The sequence below is a fragment of the Enterobacter chengduensis genome, from assembly GCF_001984825.2.
Classification (GTDB): domain Bacteria; phylum Pseudomonadota; class Gammaproteobacteria; order Enterobacterales; family Enterobacteriaceae; genus Enterobacter; species Enterobacter chengduensis.
Map to the genome: position 1 here is coordinate 280368 of NZ_CP043318.1, position 18863 is coordinate 299230.

Annotated in this window: 16 protein-coding genes; 11 read left to right on the forward strand and 5 right to left on the reverse strand. The window is 57.5% G+C overall.

The window, feature by feature from the left end:
* Positions 1-181: 181 nt before the first annotated feature.
* The 6 genes from pgi to psiE all read left to right on the forward strand — a co-directional run bounded on the left by pgi (position 182) and on the right by psiE (position 6565).
* On the forward strand, positions 182-1831 hold the full coding sequence (pgi, locus tag FY206_RS01325) for a glucose-6-phosphate isomerase (protein ID WP_032644664.1): 1650 nt from the start codon (positions 182-184) through the stop codon (positions 1829-1831).
* A 367-nt stretch (positions 1832-2198) separates the two neighbouring features.
* Positions 2199-2441 carry an exopolysaccharide production protein YjbE gene (gene yjbE / locus FY206_RS01330; protein WP_013095034.1) on the forward strand — a complete coding sequence of 81 codons (243 nt, stop codon included), beginning with the start codon at positions 2199-2201 and terminating at the stop codon, positions 2439-2441.
* 63 nt (positions 2442-2504) lie between these two features.
* Complete coding sequence (locus FY206_RS01335; protein WP_032644665.1) at positions 2505-3143, forward strand: YjbF family lipoprotein; 639 nt, start codon at positions 2505-2507, stop codon at positions 3141-3143.
* Positions 3140-3877: a capsule biosynthesis GfcC family protein gene (locus tag FY206_RS01340; RefSeq protein ID WP_032644666.1), complete on the forward strand. Its 738-nt coding sequence runs from the start codon at positions 3140-3142 to the stop codon at positions 3875-3877. Before FY206_RS01335 ends, FY206_RS01340 begins: the two co-directional genes overlap by 4 nt.
* On the forward strand, positions 3877-5973 hold the full coding sequence (locus FY206_RS01345) for a YjbH domain-containing protein (RefSeq protein WP_032644667.1): 2097 nt from the start codon (positions 3877-3879) through the stop codon (positions 5971-5973). Before FY206_RS01340 ends, FY206_RS01345 begins: the two co-directional genes overlap by 1 nt.
* 181 nt (positions 5974-6154) lie before the next feature.
* Positions 6155-6565, forward strand: a complete 411-nt coding sequence (psiE, locus tag FY206_RS01350; RefSeq protein ID WP_021242727.1) for a phosphate-starvation-inducible protein PsiE — start codon at positions 6155-6157, stop codon at positions 6563-6565.
* Between the two features lie 96 nt (positions 6566-6661).
* Here the strand turns inward: psiE and malG are convergent, their stop codons facing one another.
* From malG to malE, 3 genes are all read right to left on the reverse strand, one after another.
* Entirely contained in the window at positions 6662-7552 is an 891-nt protein-coding gene (gene malG / locus FY206_RS01355; protein ID WP_032644668.1) for a maltose ABC transporter permease MalG, read from the reverse strand.
* A 14-nt stretch (positions 7553-7566) separates the two neighbouring features.
* A complete protein-coding gene (gene malF / locus FY206_RS01360; RefSeq protein WP_032644669.1) occupies positions 7567-9111 on the reverse strand; it encodes a maltose ABC transporter permease MalF in 1545 nt (514 codons plus the stop codon).
* A gap of 125 nt (positions 9112-9236) precedes the next feature.
* On the reverse strand, positions 9237-10427 hold the full coding sequence (gene malE / locus FY206_RS01365; protein WP_032644670.1) for a maltose/maltodextrin ABC transporter substrate-binding protein MalE: 1191 nt from the start codon (positions 10425-10427) through the stop codon (positions 9237-9239).
* Positions 10428-10797: 370 nt separating this feature from the next.
* On the opposite strand from malE, the gene malK reads away from it, so the two are divergent.
* From malK to ubiA, 5 genes are all read left to right on the forward strand, one after another.
* The gene (gene malK, locus FY206_RS01370; RefSeq protein ID WP_032644671.1) at positions 10798-11907 is read left to right on the forward strand and encodes a maltose/maltodextrin ABC transporter ATP-binding protein MalK; all 1110 of its coding nucleotides are present in this window, start codon (positions 10798-10800) and stop codon (positions 11905-11907) included.
* Between the two features lie 71 nt (positions 11908-11978).
* Positions 11979-13292, forward strand: a complete 1314-nt coding sequence (locus FY206_RS01375; RefSeq protein WP_023334134.1) for a maltoporin — start codon at positions 11979-11981, stop codon at positions 13290-13292.
* 113 nt (positions 13293-13405) lie between these two features.
* Complete coding sequence (gene malM / locus FY206_RS01380; protein WP_032644672.1) at positions 13406-14359, forward strand: maltose operon protein MalM; 954 nt, start codon at positions 13406-13408, stop codon at positions 14357-14359.
* Between the two features lie 180 nt (positions 14360-14539).
* Entirely contained in the window at positions 14540-15037 is a 498-nt protein-coding gene (gene ubiC / locus FY206_RS01385) for a chorismate lyase (protein WP_032644673.1), read from the forward strand.
* A gap of 12 nt (positions 15038-15049) precedes the next feature.
* A complete protein-coding gene (gene ubiA / locus FY206_RS01390; RefSeq protein WP_032644674.1) occupies positions 15050-15919 on the forward strand; it encodes a 4-hydroxybenzoate octaprenyltransferase in 870 nt (289 codons plus the stop codon).
* A 68-nt stretch (positions 15920-15987) separates the two neighbouring features.
* Here ubiA and zntA read toward each other — a convergent pair whose 3' ends face one another.
* Positions 15988-18159 carry a Zn(II)/Cd(II)/Pb(II) translocating P-type ATPase ZntA gene (gene zntA, locus FY206_RS01395; RefSeq protein ID WP_032644675.1) on the reverse strand — a complete coding sequence of 724 codons (2172 nt, stop codon included), beginning with the start codon at positions 18157-18159 and terminating at the stop codon, positions 15988-15990.
* Between the two features lie 76 nt (positions 18160-18235).
* Positions 18236-18862 (reverse strand): lysoplasmalogenase, encoded by a 627-nt coding sequence (locus FY206_RS01400; protein ID WP_032644676.1) that lies wholly within the window; start codon positions 18860-18862, stop codon positions 18236-18238.
* Between the last annotated feature and the right edge of the window lies 1 nt (position 18863).

The window sequence follows — 18863 nt, forward strand, 5'->3', positions numbered from 1 at the left end:
TTTACCCTGTTTTGACCGACATTTCGCCGCCCCGGGAAGGCGCTTCAGCAGCTATACTTTTCGGGTCTTTTCACCTGCGTTTGATGCAGGCCAGGCAATGGCATAAAAACCATCACAATTTTTATTTGCAGGCGCTACAATCGACCGCAGTCACAATTCTCAAATCAGAAGAGTATTGCTAATGAAAAACATCAACCCAACGCAGACCGCTGCCTGGCAGGCACTCCAGAAACATTATGATGAAATGAAAGACGTCACCATCGCGGATCTGTTCGCGAAAGATGCCGATCGTTTCACGAAATTCTCCGCGACCTTCGACGACCTGATGCTGGTGGATTTCTCCAAAAACCGCATTACCGAAGAGACGCTGGCAAAGCTGCAGGATCTGGCGAAAGAAACCGAGCTGGCGGACGCCATCAAATCCATGTTCTCCGGTGAGAAAATTAACCGCACCGAAGACCGTGCCGTGCTGCACGTGGCCCTGCGTAACCGTAGCAATACGCCAATCATCGTTGACGGCAAAGACGTGATGCCGGAAGTGAACGCGGTGCTGGAAAAGATGAAAACCTTCTCCGAAGCGATCGTCTCCGGTAGCTGGAAAGGCTACACCGGCAAAGCGATCACCGACGTGGTGAACATCGGTATCGGCGGTTCCGATCTCGGTCCATTCATGGTGACCGAGGCGCTGCGCCCGTACAAAAACCACCTCAATATGCATTTCGTGTCTAACGTCGATGGTACCCACATCGCCGAAGTGCTGAAGAACGTGAACCCGGAAACCACGCTGTTCCTGGTGGCGTCTAAAACCTTCACGACGCAGGAAACCATGACCAACGCCCACAGCGCGCGCGACTGGTTCCTGAAAACCGCGGGCGACAACAAGCACGTGGCGAAACACTTCGCGGCGCTGTCCACCAACGGTAAAGCGGTTAGCGAGTTTGGCATTGATACCGCGAACATGTTCGAGTTCTGGGACTGGGTTGGCGGCCGCTACTCCCTGTGGTCTGCGATTGGCCTGTCCATCATCCTGTCCGTGGGCTTCGACAACTTCGTTGAGCTACTCTCCGGCGCGCACGCGATGGATAAACACTTCTCCACGACCGCACCAGAGAAAAACCTGCCGGTGCTGCTGGCGCTGATCGGTATCTGGTACAACAACTTCTTCGGCGCTGAAACCGAAGCGATCCTGCCGTACGACCAGTATATGCACCGCTTTGCGGCCTACTTCCAGCAGGGCAATATGGAATCCAACGGTAAATACGTTGACCGTAACGGCAACGCGGTGGATTACCAGACTGGCCCAATCATCTGGGGCGAGCCGGGCACCAACGGTCAGCATGCCTTCTACCAGCTGATCCACCAGGGCACCAAAATGGTACCGTGCGATTTCATCGCCCCGGCTATCACCCATAACCCGCTGTCTGACCACCATCCGAAGCTGCTGTCGAACTTCTTCGCGCAGACCGAAGCGCTGGCGTTTGGTAAATCCCGTGAAGTCGTTGAGCAGGAATACCGTGACCAGGGTAAAGATCCGGCAACCCTGGAGCACGTTGTGCCGTTCAAGGTGTTCGAAGGCAACCGCCCAACCAACTCTATCCTGCTGCGCGAAATCACGCCGTTCAGCCTGGGCGCGCTGATTGCCCTGTACGAGCACAAAATCTTCACGCAGGGCGCGATCCTGAACATCTTCACCTTTGATCAGTGGGGCGTTGAGCTGGGCAAACAGCTGGCAAACCGTATTCTGCCAGAGCTGGGTGACGATAAAGCGATTGCCAGCCACGACAGCTCGACAAATGGTCTGATCAACCGTTATAAAGCCTGGCGTGCGTAATTAAAACGCTATGAAAACGTGCCGGCTTAATGCCGGCATTTTTTTATCGGATAATTCCTGATGTCTGTTAGTTAACTCAAATTATGGCTCTGAGTTTAATCCGAAAAAGACGCTTAACCCGTTAATTGCTGCGGTTTATTTTAAGAAAATACGCAGAAGATAACTAATATGTTTATATTATAAATCCTTGTTTTGTATTAATTATGTATTTTTAATATTTGCCTTTCATTTCGATTTTATCCATTAGTCTGAAAACCCTACCCCTATTTCCCCGTACGGCAAACCCGCGGCTTGAGTTGTGTATACTCGATTCCGCCTGAAATTCTTTTCGGGCAAATCTCCATTCATTCATTGAAGGGAAATTGTTATGAAGAAAGTACTGTATGGCATTTTTGCCATATCTGCACTTGCGGCGACATCTGTCTATGCAGCTCCGGTTCAGGTCGGGGAAGCAGCAGGGTCGGCAGCGACGTCTGCGTCTGCGGGGAGTTCTACCGCGGCCAGCACCAGCACCGTAAGTTCAGCCGTGGGTGTCGCGCTGGCGGCAACCGGTGGCGGTGATGGCTCCAATACCGGAACCACGACCACTACGACAACCAGCACCCAGTAAGACCGGGTGTTTTAATCATAACCACACTTCGGTGTGGTTATTTCGCCCCTTCGGAGAAGAGTCGTGAAGCGACCTGCAATCATTCTGATTTGCCTGCTGCTGCAGGCGTGCTCGGCCACCACCAAAGGGCTGGGACATTCCCTGTGGGAAAGCCTGTTCGGCACACCCGGCGTGCATCTGACCGATGACGAACTGCAAAACATGCCTTATGCCAGCCAGTACATGCAGCTTAACGATGGCCCGCAGCTGTTTGTGGTGCTCGCTTTCGATGAAAACGGGCAGCAGAAATGGGTGACGCAGGATCAGGCCACCATCGTGACGCAGCACGGCCGCATAGTGAAAACGCTGCTCGGCGGCGACAACCTGCTGGAAGTGAATAATATCGCCGACGACCCGCTGATCAAGCCGAACCAGATCGTCGACGGCGCAGGCTGGACGCGCACGATGGGCTGGACCGAACATAAGCAGGTGCGTTACGCCACGGCGCATTCCACCTTCCGCTGGGACGGCACCGACAGCGTGAAGGTCGGCAGCGACGAAACGCAGGTTCGCGTGCTGGATGAAGCGGTCACCACCGACCAGGCTACCTGGCACAACCGCTTCTGGATCGACGAGGAAGGGCAGATCCGCCAGTCCTTGCAGTATCTCGGTGCCGGTTTCTTCCCGGTGAAAACCACGCTGATCAAGGCCGCAAAATCATGAGAACAATTATCCGCGTTGCGCTAATTGCGAGCCTTGCCACCCCTGCGGCGTGGTCTGCAGGAACGGTGAAGGTCTATACGCCGGACAGTGAAAAACCTAAAACCTTAACCCACGCCGAGCATCTGCTCGATCTTGTCGGGCAGCCGAGGCTCGCCAACAGCTGGTGGCCGGGGGCGGTGATCGCTGAACGGCAGAAAACCGCTGAAGCGGAACAACAGCATAAGGCGCTTCTTGCCAGGCTAACGGGACTTGCGGAGCAGGAAGACGGCGACGACGCGGCGGCCATTAACAGCGTCCGCCAGCAGCTGCAGGCGCTGAAGGTGACGGGCCGTCAGAAGGTGAATCTTGATCCGGACGAGGTGCGCGTCACGGAAAACGGCAACCCGACGCTGGAAGGGGAGTATACGCTCTGGCTTCCGGCGAAGCCGACGACGGTGACCGTGATGGGGCTTATCAGCAGCCCGGGCAACAAGCCCTTTACGCCGGGACGCGACGTGGCGAGCTACCTCGACGAGCAGAGCCTGCTCAGCGGTGCCGATAACAGCTACGCCTGGGTGGTTTACCCTGACGGGCACACGCAAAAAGCGCCGGTGGCTTACTGGAACAAGCGCCATATCGAACCTATGCCGGGCAGCATCATTTTTGTCGGTTTTGCCGACCATTTCTGGACGAAGGCGTATGACGGGCTTAACGCCGATATCCTTCACTCCCTGATTCAGCGGATACCGGAATAATGAAAAGACCTTATCTCTACAGCATGCTGGCGCTCTGCGTGAGTGCCGCCTGCCATGCAGAAACGTATCCGGCACCCGTTGGCCCGTCTCAGTCAGACTTCGGCGGCGTCGGTTTACTGCAAACCCCCACCGCGCGTATGGCGCGCGAAGGGGAAATCAGCCTTAACTACCGCGATAACGACCAGTACCGCTACTACTCGGCGTCGGTGCAGCTGTTCCCGTGGCTTGAAACCACGCTGCGCTATACCGACGTGCGGACGAAACAGTACAGCAGCGTGGAGGCATTCTCCGGCGATCAGACCTACAAAGATAAAGCCTTCGACCTCAAGCTGCGCCTGTGGGAAGAGAGCTACTGGATGCCGCAGGTGTCCGTGGGCGCCAAGGATATCGGCGGGACCGGCCTGTTTGACGCGGAATACATTGTGGCCAGCAAGGCCTGGGGGCCGTTCGACTTCTCGCTCGGTCTTGGCTGGGGCTATCTGGGCACCAGCGGCAACGTAAAAAACCCGTTTTGCTCCTACAGCGATAAATATTGCTACCGCGATAATAGCTATAAAAAAGCCGGTTCAATTAACGGCGATCAGATGTTCCACGGCCCGGCGTCGCTGTTTGGCGGCGTGGAATACCAGACGCCGTGGCAGCCGCTGCGCCTGAAGCTGGAGTACGAAGGGAATGACTATTCCCAGGAATTCGCCGGGAAGATTGAGCAGAAGAGCAAGTTTAACGTCGGCGCCATTTATCGCGTCACCGACTGGGCCGACGTTAACCTCAGCTACGAGCGCGGCAATACGGTGATGTTCGGCTTCACGCTGCGCACCAACTTTAACGACATGCGGCCGCACTACAATGATAACGCGCGGCCTGCCTACCGGCCGGAGCCGCAGGATGCCATTCTGCAGCACTCCGTGGTGGCAAACCAGCTGACGCTGCTTAAATACAACGCCGGTCTGGCGGATCCGAAGATCCAGACCAAAGGCGATACGCTGTACGTCACCGGCGAGCAGGTAAAATACCGCGACTCCCGGGAAGGGATCGAGCGCGCCAACCGGATCGTCATGAACGATCTGCCGGAGGGGATCCGCACGATCCGCGTGACGGAAAACCGCCTCAACCTGCCGCAGGTCACAACCGAAACGGACGTTGCCAGCCTCAAGCGCCACCTTGAAGGCGAACCGCTGGGGCATGAAACCGAGCTGGTGCAAAAACGCGTTGAGCCGATCGTGCCGGAGACCACCGAGCAGGGCTGGTATATCGACAGATCGCGCTTCGATTTCCATATCGATCCGGTGCTGAACCAGTCCGTCGGCGGGCCGGAAAACTTCTACATGTATCAGCTGGGCGTCATAGCGACGGCGGATCTGTGGCTTACCGACCACCTGCTGACCACCGGCAGCCTGTTCGGCAACATTGCTAACAACTACGACAAGTTCAACTACACCAACCCGCCAAAAGACTCGACGCTGCCGCGCGTGCGTACCCGCGTGCGTGAGTACGTGCAAAACGATGCCTACGTGAATAACCTGCAGGCCAACTACTTCCAGTACTTCGGCAACGGTTTCTACGGCCAGGCGTACGGCGGCTATCTGGAAACCATGTACGGCGGCGCGGGGGCAGAAGTGCTTTATCGCCCTGTCGACAGCAACTGGGCGTTCGGGATTGACGCCAACTACGTCAAGCAGCGCGACTGGCGCAGCGCGCAGGACATGATGAAGTTCACCGACTACAGCGTCAAAACGGGCCATCTGACCGCCTACTGGACGCCGTCGTTCGCGCCTGACGTGCTGGTGAAGGCCAGCGTCGGCCAGTATCTGGCAGGCGATAAGGGCGGCACGCTGGATATCTCCAAACACTTCGACAGCGGCGTCGTGGTGGGCGGCTACGCCACCATCACCAACGTCTCGCCGGACGAATATGGGGAAGGGGACTTCACCAAAGGGGTCTACGTGTCGATTCCGCTGGATCTCTTCTCGTCAGGCCCAACCCGCAGCCGTGCGGCGGTGGGCTGGACGCCGCTGACGCGCGACGGGGGCCAGCAGCTTGGGCGTAAGTTCCAGCTGTATGACATGACCAGCGATAAGAACGTTAACTTCCGCTGATGCCCCTCACCCTAACCCTCTCCCCAAAGGGGAGAGGGGATCGCTCGGCGCTGTCTTTTCCCCCTCGCCCCTTTGGGGTGAGGGGAATCCTCTCCGTTGCGCCAAACATAAACAAAAAATATAGATCCCCGTCACATTTTTGCGTTATACAGGAATCTCGCCCTGGAGAATGAGGTGCTGTATGACATCCCTGACTCGCCCGCGCGTTGAGTTTATCTCAACTGTCCTCCAGACCGTGCTGAACCTCGGTCTGTTGAGCCTTGGCCTGATACTGGTCGTCTTTTTGGGTAAAGAGACGGTGCATCTGGCGGATGTACTGTTCGCCCCTGAACAAACCAGCAAATATGCGCTGGTGGAAGGCCTGGTGGTCTACTTTCTCTACTTTGAATTTATCGCCCTGATTGTGAAGTATTTTCAGTCCGGCTTTCACTTCCCGCTGCGCTATTTTGTCTACATTGGGATCACCGCGATAGTGCGGCTGATCATCGTCGATCATAAATCTCCCCTCGACGTGCTGATCTACTCGGCGGCGATCCTGCTGCTGGTGATCACCCTCTGGCTGTGTAATTCGAAGCGGCTGAAGCGCGAATAAAAAATGGCGGCCCGAAGGCCGCCTAACAACAGTCACAAGTTGGGTCAATACAATACGTCTAAAGTTGAGGGTTGCAGTGGCATAACAAAATGAAACTTAACCTTTCACACCGCCCGCCGTCAGGCCGTTAACCAGCCAGCGCTGCGCCAGCAGGAACACCACGGTAATCGGGATGGCAGAGAGTACGGCCGCCGCGGCAAAGTCGCCCCACAGGTAGTTTTGCGGGTTGAGGTATTGCTGCATACCCACGGCCAGGGTGTAGCTGTTCACATCGCGCAGCAGCAGCGACGCGACGGGCACTTCGGTGATGGCGGCGATAAACGACAGGATAAACACCACCGCCAGAATTGGCACCGACAGCGGCAGAAGTACGAGGCGGAACGCCTGCCACGGCGTTGCACCGTCCAGCGCGGCCGCTTCTTCCAGCGAGCCGTCGATGGTTTCGAAATAGCCTTTAATGGTCCATACGTGCAGCGCGATACCGCCAAGATAGGCGAAGATCACGCCGCCGTGGGTGTTCAGACCGATAAACGGCACGTACTGGCCCAGGCGGTCAAACAGGGCATACAGCGCCACCAGCGACAGCACCGCCGGGAACATCTGGAAAATCAGCATCCCTTTCAGCAGCGTCGCTTTGCCCGGGAAGCGCATGCGGGCGAAGGCGTAAGCGCAGGTGGTGGACAGCGCGACGATACCCACGGCGGTAATGCCTGCGATTTTCACCGAGTTCCACAGCCACAGCAGCACCGGGAACGGCGGCGGCGTGATGCGGCCATCGGCGTGTTCCACGCTGAAGCCCAGCGCCAGCTTCCAGTGCTCCCAGGAGATTTCGTCCGGGATCAGGCTCCCGGTGGCGAAGTTACCCGAACGCAGGGAGATGGCGATAACCATCAGCAGCGGGAACATGATCGCCGCGATAAAAATCAGCAGGCCTAAGTGCGTCGCCAGGAGGCGCAGCTTTTGAGATTTGGGTTGTACCATTGCCATGATCGATGCCCTCCTTAGTCAAATTTCATACGTGTGGCTTTCAGGTTCACAATCGCCAGGGCGCCCACCAGCAGGAAGATCAGGGTGGCAATCGCCGCCGCCAGGCCGAAGTCCTGACCGCCGCCGCCTTCGAAGGCGATACGGTAGGTGTAGCTCACGAGCAGGTCGGTATAGCCCGCTGGCGTCGTGGTGCCAAGGCGGTCCGGGCCGCCGTTGGTCAACAGCTGAATCAGCACGAAGTTGTTAAAGTTAAAGGCGAAACTGGCAATCATCAGCGGCGTCAGCGGCTTGATGAGCAGCGGCAGCGTAATTTTGAAGAAGTTCTGGAACGGGCCCGCGCCGTCCATCGCCGAGGCTTCGTACAGATCGTCCGGGATAGCCTTAAGCAGCCCCATGCACAGGATCATCATGTACGGATAGCCCAGCCAGGTGTTGACGATGATAATCATCGAGCGGGCGGTGGTCGGGTCGCTGAACCAGGCCGGTTTGATACCGAACAGCGCGCTCAGCATCATGTTGATTTCACCGAAGCTCTGGTTGAACAGCCCTTTGAAAATCAGTATCGAGATAAACGACGGTACGGCATACGGCAGAATCAGCAGCACGCGGTAAATCGCTTTGCCCTTCAGGGATTCCCACTGCACCAGGCAGGCCAGCACCATGCCCACGGCCACGGTCAGTATCACCGTCAGCACCGAGAAGACCACCGTCCAGACGAAGATGGCGAAGAACGGTTTCTGAATGCCTTCGTCGGTAAAGACGCGGGTAAAGTTATCCCAGCCGATGGTGACGGTGTAGCCCGGGCTGAGCTTGTCATCACCCCATTTGCCGTCGGCGGTAATGGACTGATAGAAACCGATGTCGTTGTTCGGGCGATACTTCACGCCGCTCTGGTTATTCGTCAGCGTGCCGTCATCTGCCAGGGTATAGAGCGGCTGCGTGCCGGAGAACTGGCGCAGCGAGCTCATGGTCACTTTGCTTTCGTCTGGCAGCACGGCGGTGAGCTGGGTCAGCGCCTGGCGGTTCTGGGTAATGACGCGCAGGTTAGCACGTTCACCTTCCGGCAGGGCCGCAGCCTCTTTTAAGGCCAGCTTCTGCTCGCCGCCAAATTTGAACGCGTCAGAGACATAGTATTTGCTGCTTGCTTCGTCAGTAAGCGCTAACTTCCATTCGTTTCCTTCAGGATAAAGGCCGAAGTTATAGGTCTTGCCTGCCTGATATGAACGATCCAGCAGGACCTGCTGCGCGCGCTCTTGCGCAAGCTGGTTGGTGCTGCTGTAGTTGGTGAACGCAATGGCGATGGTGCAAATCAGCGGGAACAGGACAAACAGCCCCATCCCGGCCACGCCCGGATAGACATAGCGCCAGGCATAGGCTTTACGGTTGGCGAAAATATAGAGGCCAGCAGAGCTTAAGATCAGCGTCATGATGGCGAACAGATATTCCCCTTGTACGTACATTAAAACAACAAGGTAACCCACCAGCAGACACAGCAGACCGATCGCTGACCACTTCAGCGCGTCGCTTTGCCACCAGTGCTTCTTTTTAATGACATCCATGGGGTTCTTCCTCTACAACGTGTGATCTTTTCTCCCTCTCCTGGGGGAGAGGGCCGGGGTGAGGGCGTGCGGAAAGCGACAACCCTCACCCTAACCCTCTCCCACAGGGAGAGGGGACTACGGCATTACTTAGTAATACGACCCTGCGCATCTTTCAGCGCGGCATCAACGGTCTGACGACCGCTTGCTGCGTTGATGACCGCAGTACGGGTGGCGTACCAGAACGCTGCCATCTGTGGGATGTTCGGCATGATTTCGCCTTTCTGGGCGTTATCCATGGTGGCCGCGATACGCGGGTCTTTCGCCAGCTGATCCTGGAAGGATTTCAGCGCGACGGCGCCCAGCGGTTTGTCCTTGTTCACTTCATCCAGACCCTGATCGGTCAGCAGGTAGTTTTCCAGGAACTCTTTCGCCAGCTCTTTGTTCGGGCTGGCGGCGTTGATGCCTGCGCTCAGCACGCCAACGAACGGTTTAGACGGCTTGCCTTTGAAGGTTGGCAGCAGCGTTACGCCATAGTTGATTTTGCTCTTGTCGATGTTGGTCCAGGCCCACGGACCGTTGATGGTCATCGCGGTTTCGCCTTTGTTGAACGCCGCTTCCGCGATGGAGTAGTCGGTATCCGCGTTCATGTGTTTGTTCTTGATCAGATCGATCAGGAAGGTCAGACCCGCTTTCGCGCCCGCATTGTCTACGCCCACGTCTTTCACGTCATACTTGCCGTTTTCAAACTTGAACGCGTAACCGCCGTCGGCAGCAATCAGCGGCCAGGTGAAGTACGGCTCTTGCAGGTTGAACATCAGGGCGGATTTACCTTTCGCCTTCAGCTCTTTATCCAGTTTCGGGATCTCTTCCCAGGTTTTCGGCGGGTTTGGCACCAGGTCTTTGTTGTAAATCAGAGACAGCGCTTCAACCGCGATAGGGTAAGCGATCAGCTTGCCGTTGTAGCGCACGGCGTCCCAGGTGAACGGGAACAGCTTGTCCTGGAACGCTTTGTCTGGCGTCACTTCAGCCAGCAGGCCAGACTGCGCGTAGCCACCGAAACGGTCATGCGCCCAGAAGATGATGTCCGGGCCATCGCCGGTTGCTGCAACCTGCGGGAACTTCTCTTCCAGTTTGTCCGGATGCTCTACGGTCACTTTGATGCCGGTGTCTTTCTCGAATTTTTTGCCCACTTCGGCCAGGCCGTTATAGCCTTTGTCGCCGTTAATCCAGATAACCAGTTTGCCTTCTTCAATTTTGGCGAGCGCCGGTGCGGAAATCATCATTGCTGCGAGGGCGGACAATGCGAAAACGCGTGCGCCAGTCTTGATATTCATAGCTGCCATCCTTTTTGGTGATGTCTCGTGGTATGACTTCAGTGGTTCAACGTGTCTCAGTCTCCTTATTTGACATCCTCTTTCCATCCTCCCAATCCCTACGCCCCACCCCCCGTTTGTGTGATCTCCGTTGCATAAATTTAAGTTATGAGTGCTGGCGCACATAAAAACCCACCGAATTTTGCAGGCGGCTTCACGAATTTTGCCTCAGCCCGCCCACGGCGGTCGCAGAGCCTGCTCTCTCATCCTCCCGCCTCCTCCCCCATAAAAAAGCCGGGGGGTGGAGGATTCGGGAAAGTAATGGATACCCCATAGTGAACTTATCTTGAATGTTTCTGTCGGCGACAGGTTGTAACGAAGGGAGAAGGGCATGGCGAGCGTACAGCTGCGTAATGTAACGAAAGCCTGGGGGGACGTTGTGGTGTCGAAAGACATCAATCTGGACATCAACGAAGGCGAATTCGTGGTGTTTGTCGGCCCATCAGGCTGCGGTAAATCAACTCTGCTGCGTATGATTGCCGGTCTTGAAACGATCACCAGCGGCGACCTGCTGATCGGTGATACCCGAATGAATGACATCCCGCCCGCCGAACGCGGCGTCGGTATGGTCTTCCAGTCTTATGCACTCTACCCCCACCTTTCCGTTGCCGAAAACATGTCCTTTGGCCTGAAGCTGGCTGGCGCGAAGAAAGAGGTCATTAACCAGCGCGTGACGCAGGTGGCGGAAGTGCTGCAGCTGGCGCACCTGCTGGAGCGAAAACCAAAAGCGCTTTCCGGCGGACAGCGTCAGCGTGTGGCGATTGGCCGTACGCTGGTGGCCGAACCGCGCGTGTTCCTGCTTGATGAACCTCTCTCTAACCTGGATGCCGCCCTGCGCGTTCAGATGCGTATCGAAATCTCCCGTCTGCACAAGCGTCTTGGCCGCACGATGATTTACGTCACCCACGATCAGGTCGAAGCGATGACCCTCGCCGACAAAATCGTGGTGCTGGATGCCGGCCGCGTGGCGCAGGTCGGTAAGCCGCTGGAGCTGTACCACTACCCGGCAGACCGCTTTGTTGCGGGCTTTATTGGCTCGCCAAAGATGAATTTCCTGCCTGTCAAGGTAACCGCGACAGCCATTGAACAGGTACAGGTGGAGCTGCCCAACCGCCAGCAGGTCTGGCTGCCGGTCGACAGCGCCAACGTACAGGTGGGGGCAAATATGTCCCTCGGTATTCGTCCTGAGCATTTACTGCCGAGCCACATCGCTGATGTGACCCTGGAAGGGGAAGTTCAGGTCGTCGAACAGCTTGGTCACGAAACACAGATTCATATCCAGATCCCCGCCATCCGTCAGAACCTGGTCTACCGCCAGAACGACGTGGTGTTGGTAGAAGAGGGTGCCACATTCGCTATCGGCTTGCCGCCAGAGCGCTGCCATCTGTTCCGTGAGGATGGCACTGCATGTCGTCGGTTGCACAAAGAGCCAGGCGTTTAAGCAATCCCAAAAGAAGACACGAAGCCGACAGGTGAAGTGTTCAAAGAAAAGCAATGATCTCAGGAGATAGAATGATGATTACTCTGCGCAAACAAGTCCCTCTGGCAATCGCCGTTGCGGCAGGCATCCTGTCTGCCCAGGCGGGCGCCGTGGACTTTAAAGGTTATGCTCGTTCCGGCATTGGCTGGACCGGGAGTGGCGGTGAACAGCAGTGCTTCCAGGCAACAGGTGCTCAAAGTAAATACCGTCTCGGTAACGAATGTGAAACCTACGCCGAACTGAAGCTGGGCCAGGAAGTGTGGAAAGAGGGCGATAAGAGCTTCTACTTCGACACCAACGTCGCATATTCCGTCTCTCAGCAGAACGACTGGGAATCCACCAGCCCAGCCTTCCGTGAAGCTAACGTGCAGGGTAAAAACCTCATTGACGCACTGCCAGGTTCCACCATCTGGGCCGGTAAGCGCTTTTATCAGCGTCATGACGTTCACATGATCGACTTCTACTACTGGGATATTTCTGGTCCTGGTGCGGGTATCGAAAACATCGACCTGGGCTTCGGTAAGCTCTCTCTGGCAGCGACCCGCTCTTCTGAAGCAGGCGGCTCAGCGACCTTTGCCGATCGTGATGCGCTGGGTAACCGTATTTATGACAACCTGGTACCGAACGATGTCTTCGACGTCCGTTTAGCACAGATGCAGGTCAACGAAGGCGGTACGCTGGAGTTCGGTGTTGATTATGGTCACACCAATATTCCAGATGACTACTACCTGCAGCCTGGTGCGTCTAAAGACGGCTGGATGTTCACGGCTGAACACACTCAAAGCATGCTGAAGGGCTTTAACAAGTTCGTGCTGCAGTACGCAACTGACTCTATGACCTCCAACGGCAAGGGCCGTCCGGAAGGTGGCAGCATCAACAACAACGGCGACATGTGGCGTGTTCTGGACCACGGTGCAATCTCTCTGGGCGACTCCTGGGATCTGATGTACGTCGGTATGTACCAGGACATCAACCTGGATAACAACAACGGTACCAAATGGTGGACCGTCGGTGTCCGTCCTATGTACAAATGGACGCCAATCATGAGTACCCTGCTGGAAGTAGGCTACGACAACGTTAAGTCTCAGAAAACTGACGACACCAACAGCCAGTACAAAATTACCCTGGCACAGCAATGGCAGGCAGGCGACAGCATCTGGTCCCGTCCGGCAATCCGTGTCTTCGCAACCTATGCGAAATGGGATGAGAAATGGGGCTACGCGAACGGCGACTCCGGTGCAGGCTATGACTCTGGTATTGCGTACAGCGACACGTCCGCAAAAACCTTCAGCCGCGGCGACTCTGATGAGTGGACCTTCGGTGCCCAGATGGAAATCTGGTGGTAATTCGTTAGACCTGACGTAATGACCTAAAAGAGGGGCGCAAGCCCCTCTCTCCTTAGGGTGCTGCGCGCTATTGCCTGGCCACCGCAGTGCTCACGCTATCAGAGGTAATAACAATGAAAATGAAGAAAAGTCTCGTCGCGCTGTGCCTCTCTGCGGGGCTGATGGCCTGTGTTCCGGCGGTCACCTTTGCAGACGTGAATTTCGTACCACAAAATACCAGCGCTGCGCCGGCTATCCCGGCGGCGGCGCTTCAGCAGCTGACATGGACGCCTGTCGATCAATCTAAAACGCAGTCGACACAGCTTTCTACGGGTGGCCAGCAGCTAAACGTGCCGGGTATCACCGGACCGGTTGCCGCCTACAGCGTGCCGGCCAACATTGGTGAGCTGACCCTGACGTTGACCAGCGAAGTGAACAAGCAAACCAGCGTCTTTGCGCCGAACGTGCTGATTCTGGATCAAAACTTGACGCCATCTGCTTTCTTCCCAAGCGAGTATTTTAGTTACCAGGAACCTGGCGTCATGAGCGCCGACCGTCTGGAAGGCAAAATGCGCCTGACGCCTGCCTTGGGACAGCAGAAGATTTATGTTTTGGTTTTCACGACCGAAAAAGATCTGCAGCAGACCACGAAGCTCATCGACCCGGCAAAAGCCTACGCCAAAGGAACGGGTAACTCTGTTCCGGACATCCCGGATCCGTTAGCGCGCCACGTCACCGACGGCCTGCTTAAGCTGAAAGTCTCAACGAACAACGCGTCCAGCGTGCTGGTCGGCCCGCTGTTTGGCTCCTCCGGTACCGGCCCTGTCACCGTAGGCAACACCGCTGCACCTGCCTATACCGCACCCGCTGCCACGGCAGCCGCACCGGTAGCGACCGCAGCGCCTGCCCCGGCGAAGAAAGCGGAGCCGGTACTGAACGACACCGAAGAGTACTTCAACAACGCCATTAAGCAGGCGGTGAAGCGCGGTGATGTCGATAAGGCGCTGAAGCTGCTTGATGAAGCCGAACGTTTAGGTTCAACCACTGCCCGTTCCACCTTTATCAGCAGTGTAAAAGGCAAGGGGTAACCGTTTCCCCACAGTGCTGATTTGTCAGTAGTTTAGTGCGCCTGAGTGGGCGCACTTTTTTTCAACTCCCCCAGGCTGTTGCGCTCTTGTTGCGATCGTGATCGTTAAATAACGTTTGGCCCCCCTCAATCCGCGTTTCTGCGATACAATGCCATTACGTTATGTATCGGAGAGTCTGGCATGTCACACCCCGCGCTTTTGCGCCTGCGTGCACTGCGCTATTTCGACCAAATACCCGCGCTTGATCCTCAGCAACTGGACTGGCTGTTGCTGGAAGATTCCATGACGAAACGTTTTGAACAACAGGGTAAAACGGTCACGGTGACCCTGAGTCAGGAAGGGTTTGTCTCTGGCGAGGAGATCGCCTGCGAGCTGCCGCTGCTGCCGCAAGAGCCTCGTTACTGGCTGCGCGAAATCTTACTCTGCGCTGACGGTGAACCGTGGCTTGCCGGACGGACGGTGGTGCCTGAGTCCACCCTTTCCGGGCCAGAGCTGGCGCTGCAGCGTCTGGGGAAAACGCCGCTGGGGCGTTACCTTTTCACCTCGTCTGAGCTTACCCGGGATTTTATTGAGATTGGTCGTGATGCCGAACTCTGGGGGCGTCGTTCCCGCCTTCGCCTGAGCGGGAAACCGTTAATTCTGACGGAGCTTTTTTTACCGGCATCACCGTTGTACTAAGAGGAAGAAAAAATGGAGTGGAGCCTGTCGCAGAATAAGCTGCTGGCGTATCACCGCTTAATGCGTACCGATAAACCCATTGGCGCGTTGCTGTTGCTGTGGCCGACCCTATGGGCGCTGTGGCTCGCCACGCCGGGCGTGCCGCCGCTGTGGATCCTCGGCGTGTTCGTTGCCGGCGTCTGGCTGATGCGCGCGGCGGGCTGCGTGGTGAATGACTATGCCGATCGCAAATTCGACGGCCACGTTAAGCGTACCGCCGGTCGTCCGTTACCCAGCGGGCAGGTCACCGGGAAAGAAGCCCGCGTGCTGTTCACTATTCTGGTGCTGCTCTCTTTCCTGCTGGTGTTAACCCTCAACACCATGACCATTCTGCTTTCCGTTGCGGCGCTGGCGCTGGCCTGGGTCTATCCGTTTATGAAGCGCTATACCCACCTGCCTCAGGTGGTGCTGGGCGCGGCGTTTGGCTGGTCGATTCCGATGGCGTTTGCGGCGGTGAGTGAGTCCTTACCGCTGAGCTGCTGGCTGATGTTCCTGGCGAATATTCTCTGGGCCGTGGCCTATGACACGCAATACGCGATGGTCGACCGCGACGATGACCTGAAAATTGGTATTAAATCCACCGCCATCCTCTTTGGCCGTCAGGACAAGCTGATTATCGGTATCCTGCAGGCCGCGGTACTGGCGCTGATGGTCGCGATTGGCCGTCTCAACGGGCTGAACTGGGAGTTTTACTGGTCCGTGCTGGTGGCGGGACTGCTGTTTGCCTATCAGCAAAAGCTGATTGCGAAGCGCGAACGGGAAGCCTGCTTCAAGGCGTTTATGAACAATAACTACGTCGGTCTGGCGCTGTTTTTAGGCCTGGCGATGAGCTACTTCCTGTAAAAAAGCCGGGTGGCGGCGTTTAGCAGGACATGTAGGCCCGGTAAGCGTTAGCGCCACCGGGCGTTTTTTTACTGGCGACGCAGCAGCCGCAGCGCGTTCGCCGTTACCAGCACCGTCGCCCCGGTATCCGCCAGCACCGCCAGCCACAGCCCGGTCATGCCGAGCAGGGTGGTCACCAGGAAAATCCCCTTCAGCCCGAGCGCAATGCCGATGTTCTGACGGATATTGGCCCTCGTCGCGCGCGCCAGGCTAATCATCTGTGCCAGCCCGGTCAGCCGGTTGTGCGTCAATGCGGCATCGGCTGTTTCCAGCGCCACGTCGGTACCGCTGCCCATCGCAATACCGATGGTGGACGCTTTCATCGCCGGGGCATCGTTAATCCCGTCACCGACCATCGCCAGCGGCGCGCGTGCGTTCAGCTCCGTTACCGCGCTGACCTTATCCGCAGGCAGTAATCCAGCTTTAAACTCAAGACCCAGCTCTCCGGCAATGGCCGCCGCCGCGCGAGGGTTATCGCCGGTGAGGATCACGCCCTGCACGCCCAGCTGATGCAGCGCCGCCACGGCTTCTTTTGCGTCTTCGCGCAGGGTATCGCGGAGGGCCAGCATTCCCTTCGCCACGCCGTCCTGCATCACGGTCACGACGGTTTGTCCGGTCTGTTCTAACGCCTCAACCTCTGGACCAGAAGATTTGCCCGCCGCAGCGATCAGCACCTTGTTACCGTCAACGACGGCCTCAATCCCCGATCCTACCAGCGCCCGCTGGGCGGTTGCCGGAGGGATGCTCAGCCCGCGCGACTGCGCTTCGCGCACAATCGCCTGCGCCAGCGGGTGGGTGGAGCCCTGCTCGACGGCGGCGGCCAGTATAAGCAGCTCGTCTTCGCTGATGCCCTGCGGGTACACGCCGGTCACCTGCGGCTTGCCGACGGTCAGCGTACCGGTTTTATCGAAGGCGATATGCTGGACCTGGCTCAGCTGCTCCAGCGCCGCGCCGCCCTTAATCAGCGCCCCGCGACGTGCCGCTGCCGCCAGCCCTGAGGTAATCGCCGCCGGGGTGGAAATCACCAGCGCGCACGGGCAGCCAATCAGCAGCAGCGTCAGCCCTTTATAAATCCAGCCCTCCCAGGGCGCGCCAAAGAGCAGCGGTGGGGCAACGGTAACCAGCAGGGCCACCAGCATGATGGCAGGGGTATAAATCCGGCTGAAGCGGTCAATAAAGCGTTCGACCGGCGCGCGGCGCTCTTCGGCCTCTTCAATCAGCTTCAGGATACGGTCGATGGCGCTGTCGCCCGGCTCGGAAAGCACGGTGAGCTGTACCAGCCGGTCGACGCTGGTGGCGCCAGCTGGCACTTTTTCACCCGCGGCACGCTCAACCGGAATGGATTCCCCGGTCAGGGCACTTTCATCAAAGCTTGCGGTGGCGCTGAGCAGCGTACCGTCGGCAGGCAGGCGCCCCCCGGCGGCCACTTCAATCACGTCGCCCGGGCGCAGCGCGGTGATGGCAACCGTTTCGCGCGCGCCGTTTATCACGCGCGTGGCGGTTTCCGGCTTCAGCGCCATCAGCGCGCTGACCCCTTTACGCGCCCGGCTCGCCGCCCAGCCCTCGAGACGTTCGCCGATTAAGAACAGCAGCAGCACCATCGCCGCTTCTGCCGTCGCGCCAATGAACAGCGCGCCGATCGCCGCCACGCTCATCAGCGTTTCGATGGCAAACCAGCTGCCGCTTTTCATCAGGCGCAGCGCCTGACGGGCAATCGGGAACAGCCCGACCAGCGTGGTGGCGATAAACGCCAGGTTGCCGAACGGATGGTTAATCTGTTCCAGCCCCCAGCTCAGGGCCATCATGATGATGAGGGTGATAAGCGGCAGATTTTCCCGCAGGGATGACGTTTTTTCTGCGGGCGCGGCCTCGCTGCGCAGGCTGTAACCCGCCTTGCCTACCGCGGCTTCCACCTGCTTGCTGACGTCTTTATCGGCGCTGACCAGCAGCCTTTCGGTGGCGAACAGCACCTGAACGTGGCTTACGCCCGGCACCTGCTTCACCGCGTTTTCTACTTTGCGGGCGCAGGCCGCGCAGTCCATGCCGTTGACGACCCAGCTGTAGCGGTTGCCGCTTTCAGGAAGGGGCTGAGCTGGCGTTTCGTACGCGCCTTCGCAGCAGCAGTCGTCCTTCGACGGAGCCGGGCTGAGCTTAAGCGCCGAGAATTGAGGGACTTTTTTAGGTATTTCTGGAGTCGACATGGCAGTCTCCGGCAATGATAATTTTCTCATTAACCGCAGCATACACTCTGGAGTCGACTCCAGAGTCAAGCGCTATTTAAATATACAGCGAACGCACAATCAGGAAGTGCCCGGCAAAGTAACAGGCGGCGGCAATCGCGTTATCCGCCCGGAAGCGGCGGCGATAGTGGCTGCCCAGCCACACGATATTGCCGAGTAAGAGCAGCGCGGCGCCGAAGAACGCGGACATCGCCGGGGCGGTCGGGCGGAAGAACCACAGTTCACCGGCGAGCCACACCATTACCAGCGTCATGGCGATAAACGTACAGACCGGCAAACGCATCTCTTCCAGACGCGACCAGATCACCGCGATCAGCAGGGCGCCAATCACCAGCAGGACCAGCGGCAGCGGCCAGAAGAAGGAGAGCGTCATCTGGCTGGCAAAGTAGATGGTATACAGCAGATGCGACAGGAAAAACGCGCCAACGGCGTACAGCAGGCGCTGGCGCGGCAGCAGGGTCAAGGCATCGCCAATCAGGGAAGCGCACAGCCCGGCGAGGACCAGGTAGCTGACGGCGTTAAACATCGGCGCTTGCCAGGCAAGCAGCAGGAGCAGCAACAGCGTGACGGGTTTAAACAGCCAGCGCTGCCAGGCGGGACCACGGTACGACGCATCGACAAAGAGCCATGCGGACAAACAGACGGCGATAAATGACCAAAGCATA

Bases quoted from the DNA above. Each gene is read 5' to 3' on its own strand.
- pgi (WP_032644664.1), top strand. From the start codon at position 182: ATGAAAAACATCAACCCAACGCAGACCGCTGCCTGGCAGGCACTCCAG.
- yjbE (WP_013095034.1), top strand. From the start codon at position 2,199: ATGAAGAAAGTACTGTATGGCATTTTTGCCATATCTGCACTTGCGGCG.
- FY206_RS01340 (WP_032644666.1), top strand. From the start codon at position 3,140: ATGAGAACAATTATCCGCGTTGCGCTAATTGCGAGCCTTGCCACCCCT.
- FY206_RS01345 (WP_032644667.1), top strand. From the start codon at position 3,877: ATGAAAAGACCTTATCTCTACAGCATGCTGGCGCTCTGCGTGAGTGCC.
- psiE (WP_021242727.1), top strand. From the start codon at position 6,155: ATGACATCCCTGACTCGCCCGCGCGTTGAGTTTATCTCAACTGTCCTC.
- malG (WP_032644668.1), bottom strand. From the start codon at position 7,552: ATGGCAATGGTACAACCCAAATCTCAAAAGCTGCGCCTCCTGGCGACG.
- malF (WP_032644669.1), bottom strand. From the start codon at position 9,111: ATGGATGTCATTAAAAAGAAGCACTGGTGGCAAAGCGACGCGCTGAAG.
- malE (WP_032644670.1), bottom strand. From the start codon at position 10,427: ATGAATATCAAGACTGGCGCACGCGTTTTCGCATTGTCCGCCCTCGCA.
- malK (WP_032644671.1), top strand. From the start codon at position 10,798: ATGGCGAGCGTACAGCTGCGTAATGTAACGAAAGCCTGGGGGGACGTT.
- FY206_RS01375 (WP_023334134.1), top strand. From the start codon at position 11,979: ATGATGATTACTCTGCGCAAACAAGTCCCTCTGGCAATCGCCGTTGCG.
- malM (WP_032644672.1), top strand. From the start codon at position 13,406: ATGAAAATGAAGAAAAGTCTCGTCGCGCTGTGCCTCTCTGCGGGGCTG.
- ubiC (WP_032644673.1), top strand. From the start codon at position 14,540: ATGTCACACCCCGCGCTTTTGCGCCTGCGTGCACTGCGCTATTTCGAC.
- ubiA (WP_032644674.1), top strand. From the start codon at position 15,050: ATGGAGTGGAGCCTGTCGCAGAATAAGCTGCTGGCGTATCACCGCTTA.
- zntA (WP_032644675.1), bottom strand. From the start codon at position 18,159: ATGTCGACTCCAGAAATACCTAAAAAAGTCCCTCAATTCTCGGCGCTT.
- FY206_RS01400 (WP_032644676.1), bottom strand. From the start codon at position 18,862: ATGCTTTGGTCATTTATCGCCGTCTGTTTGTCCGCATGGCTCTTTGTC.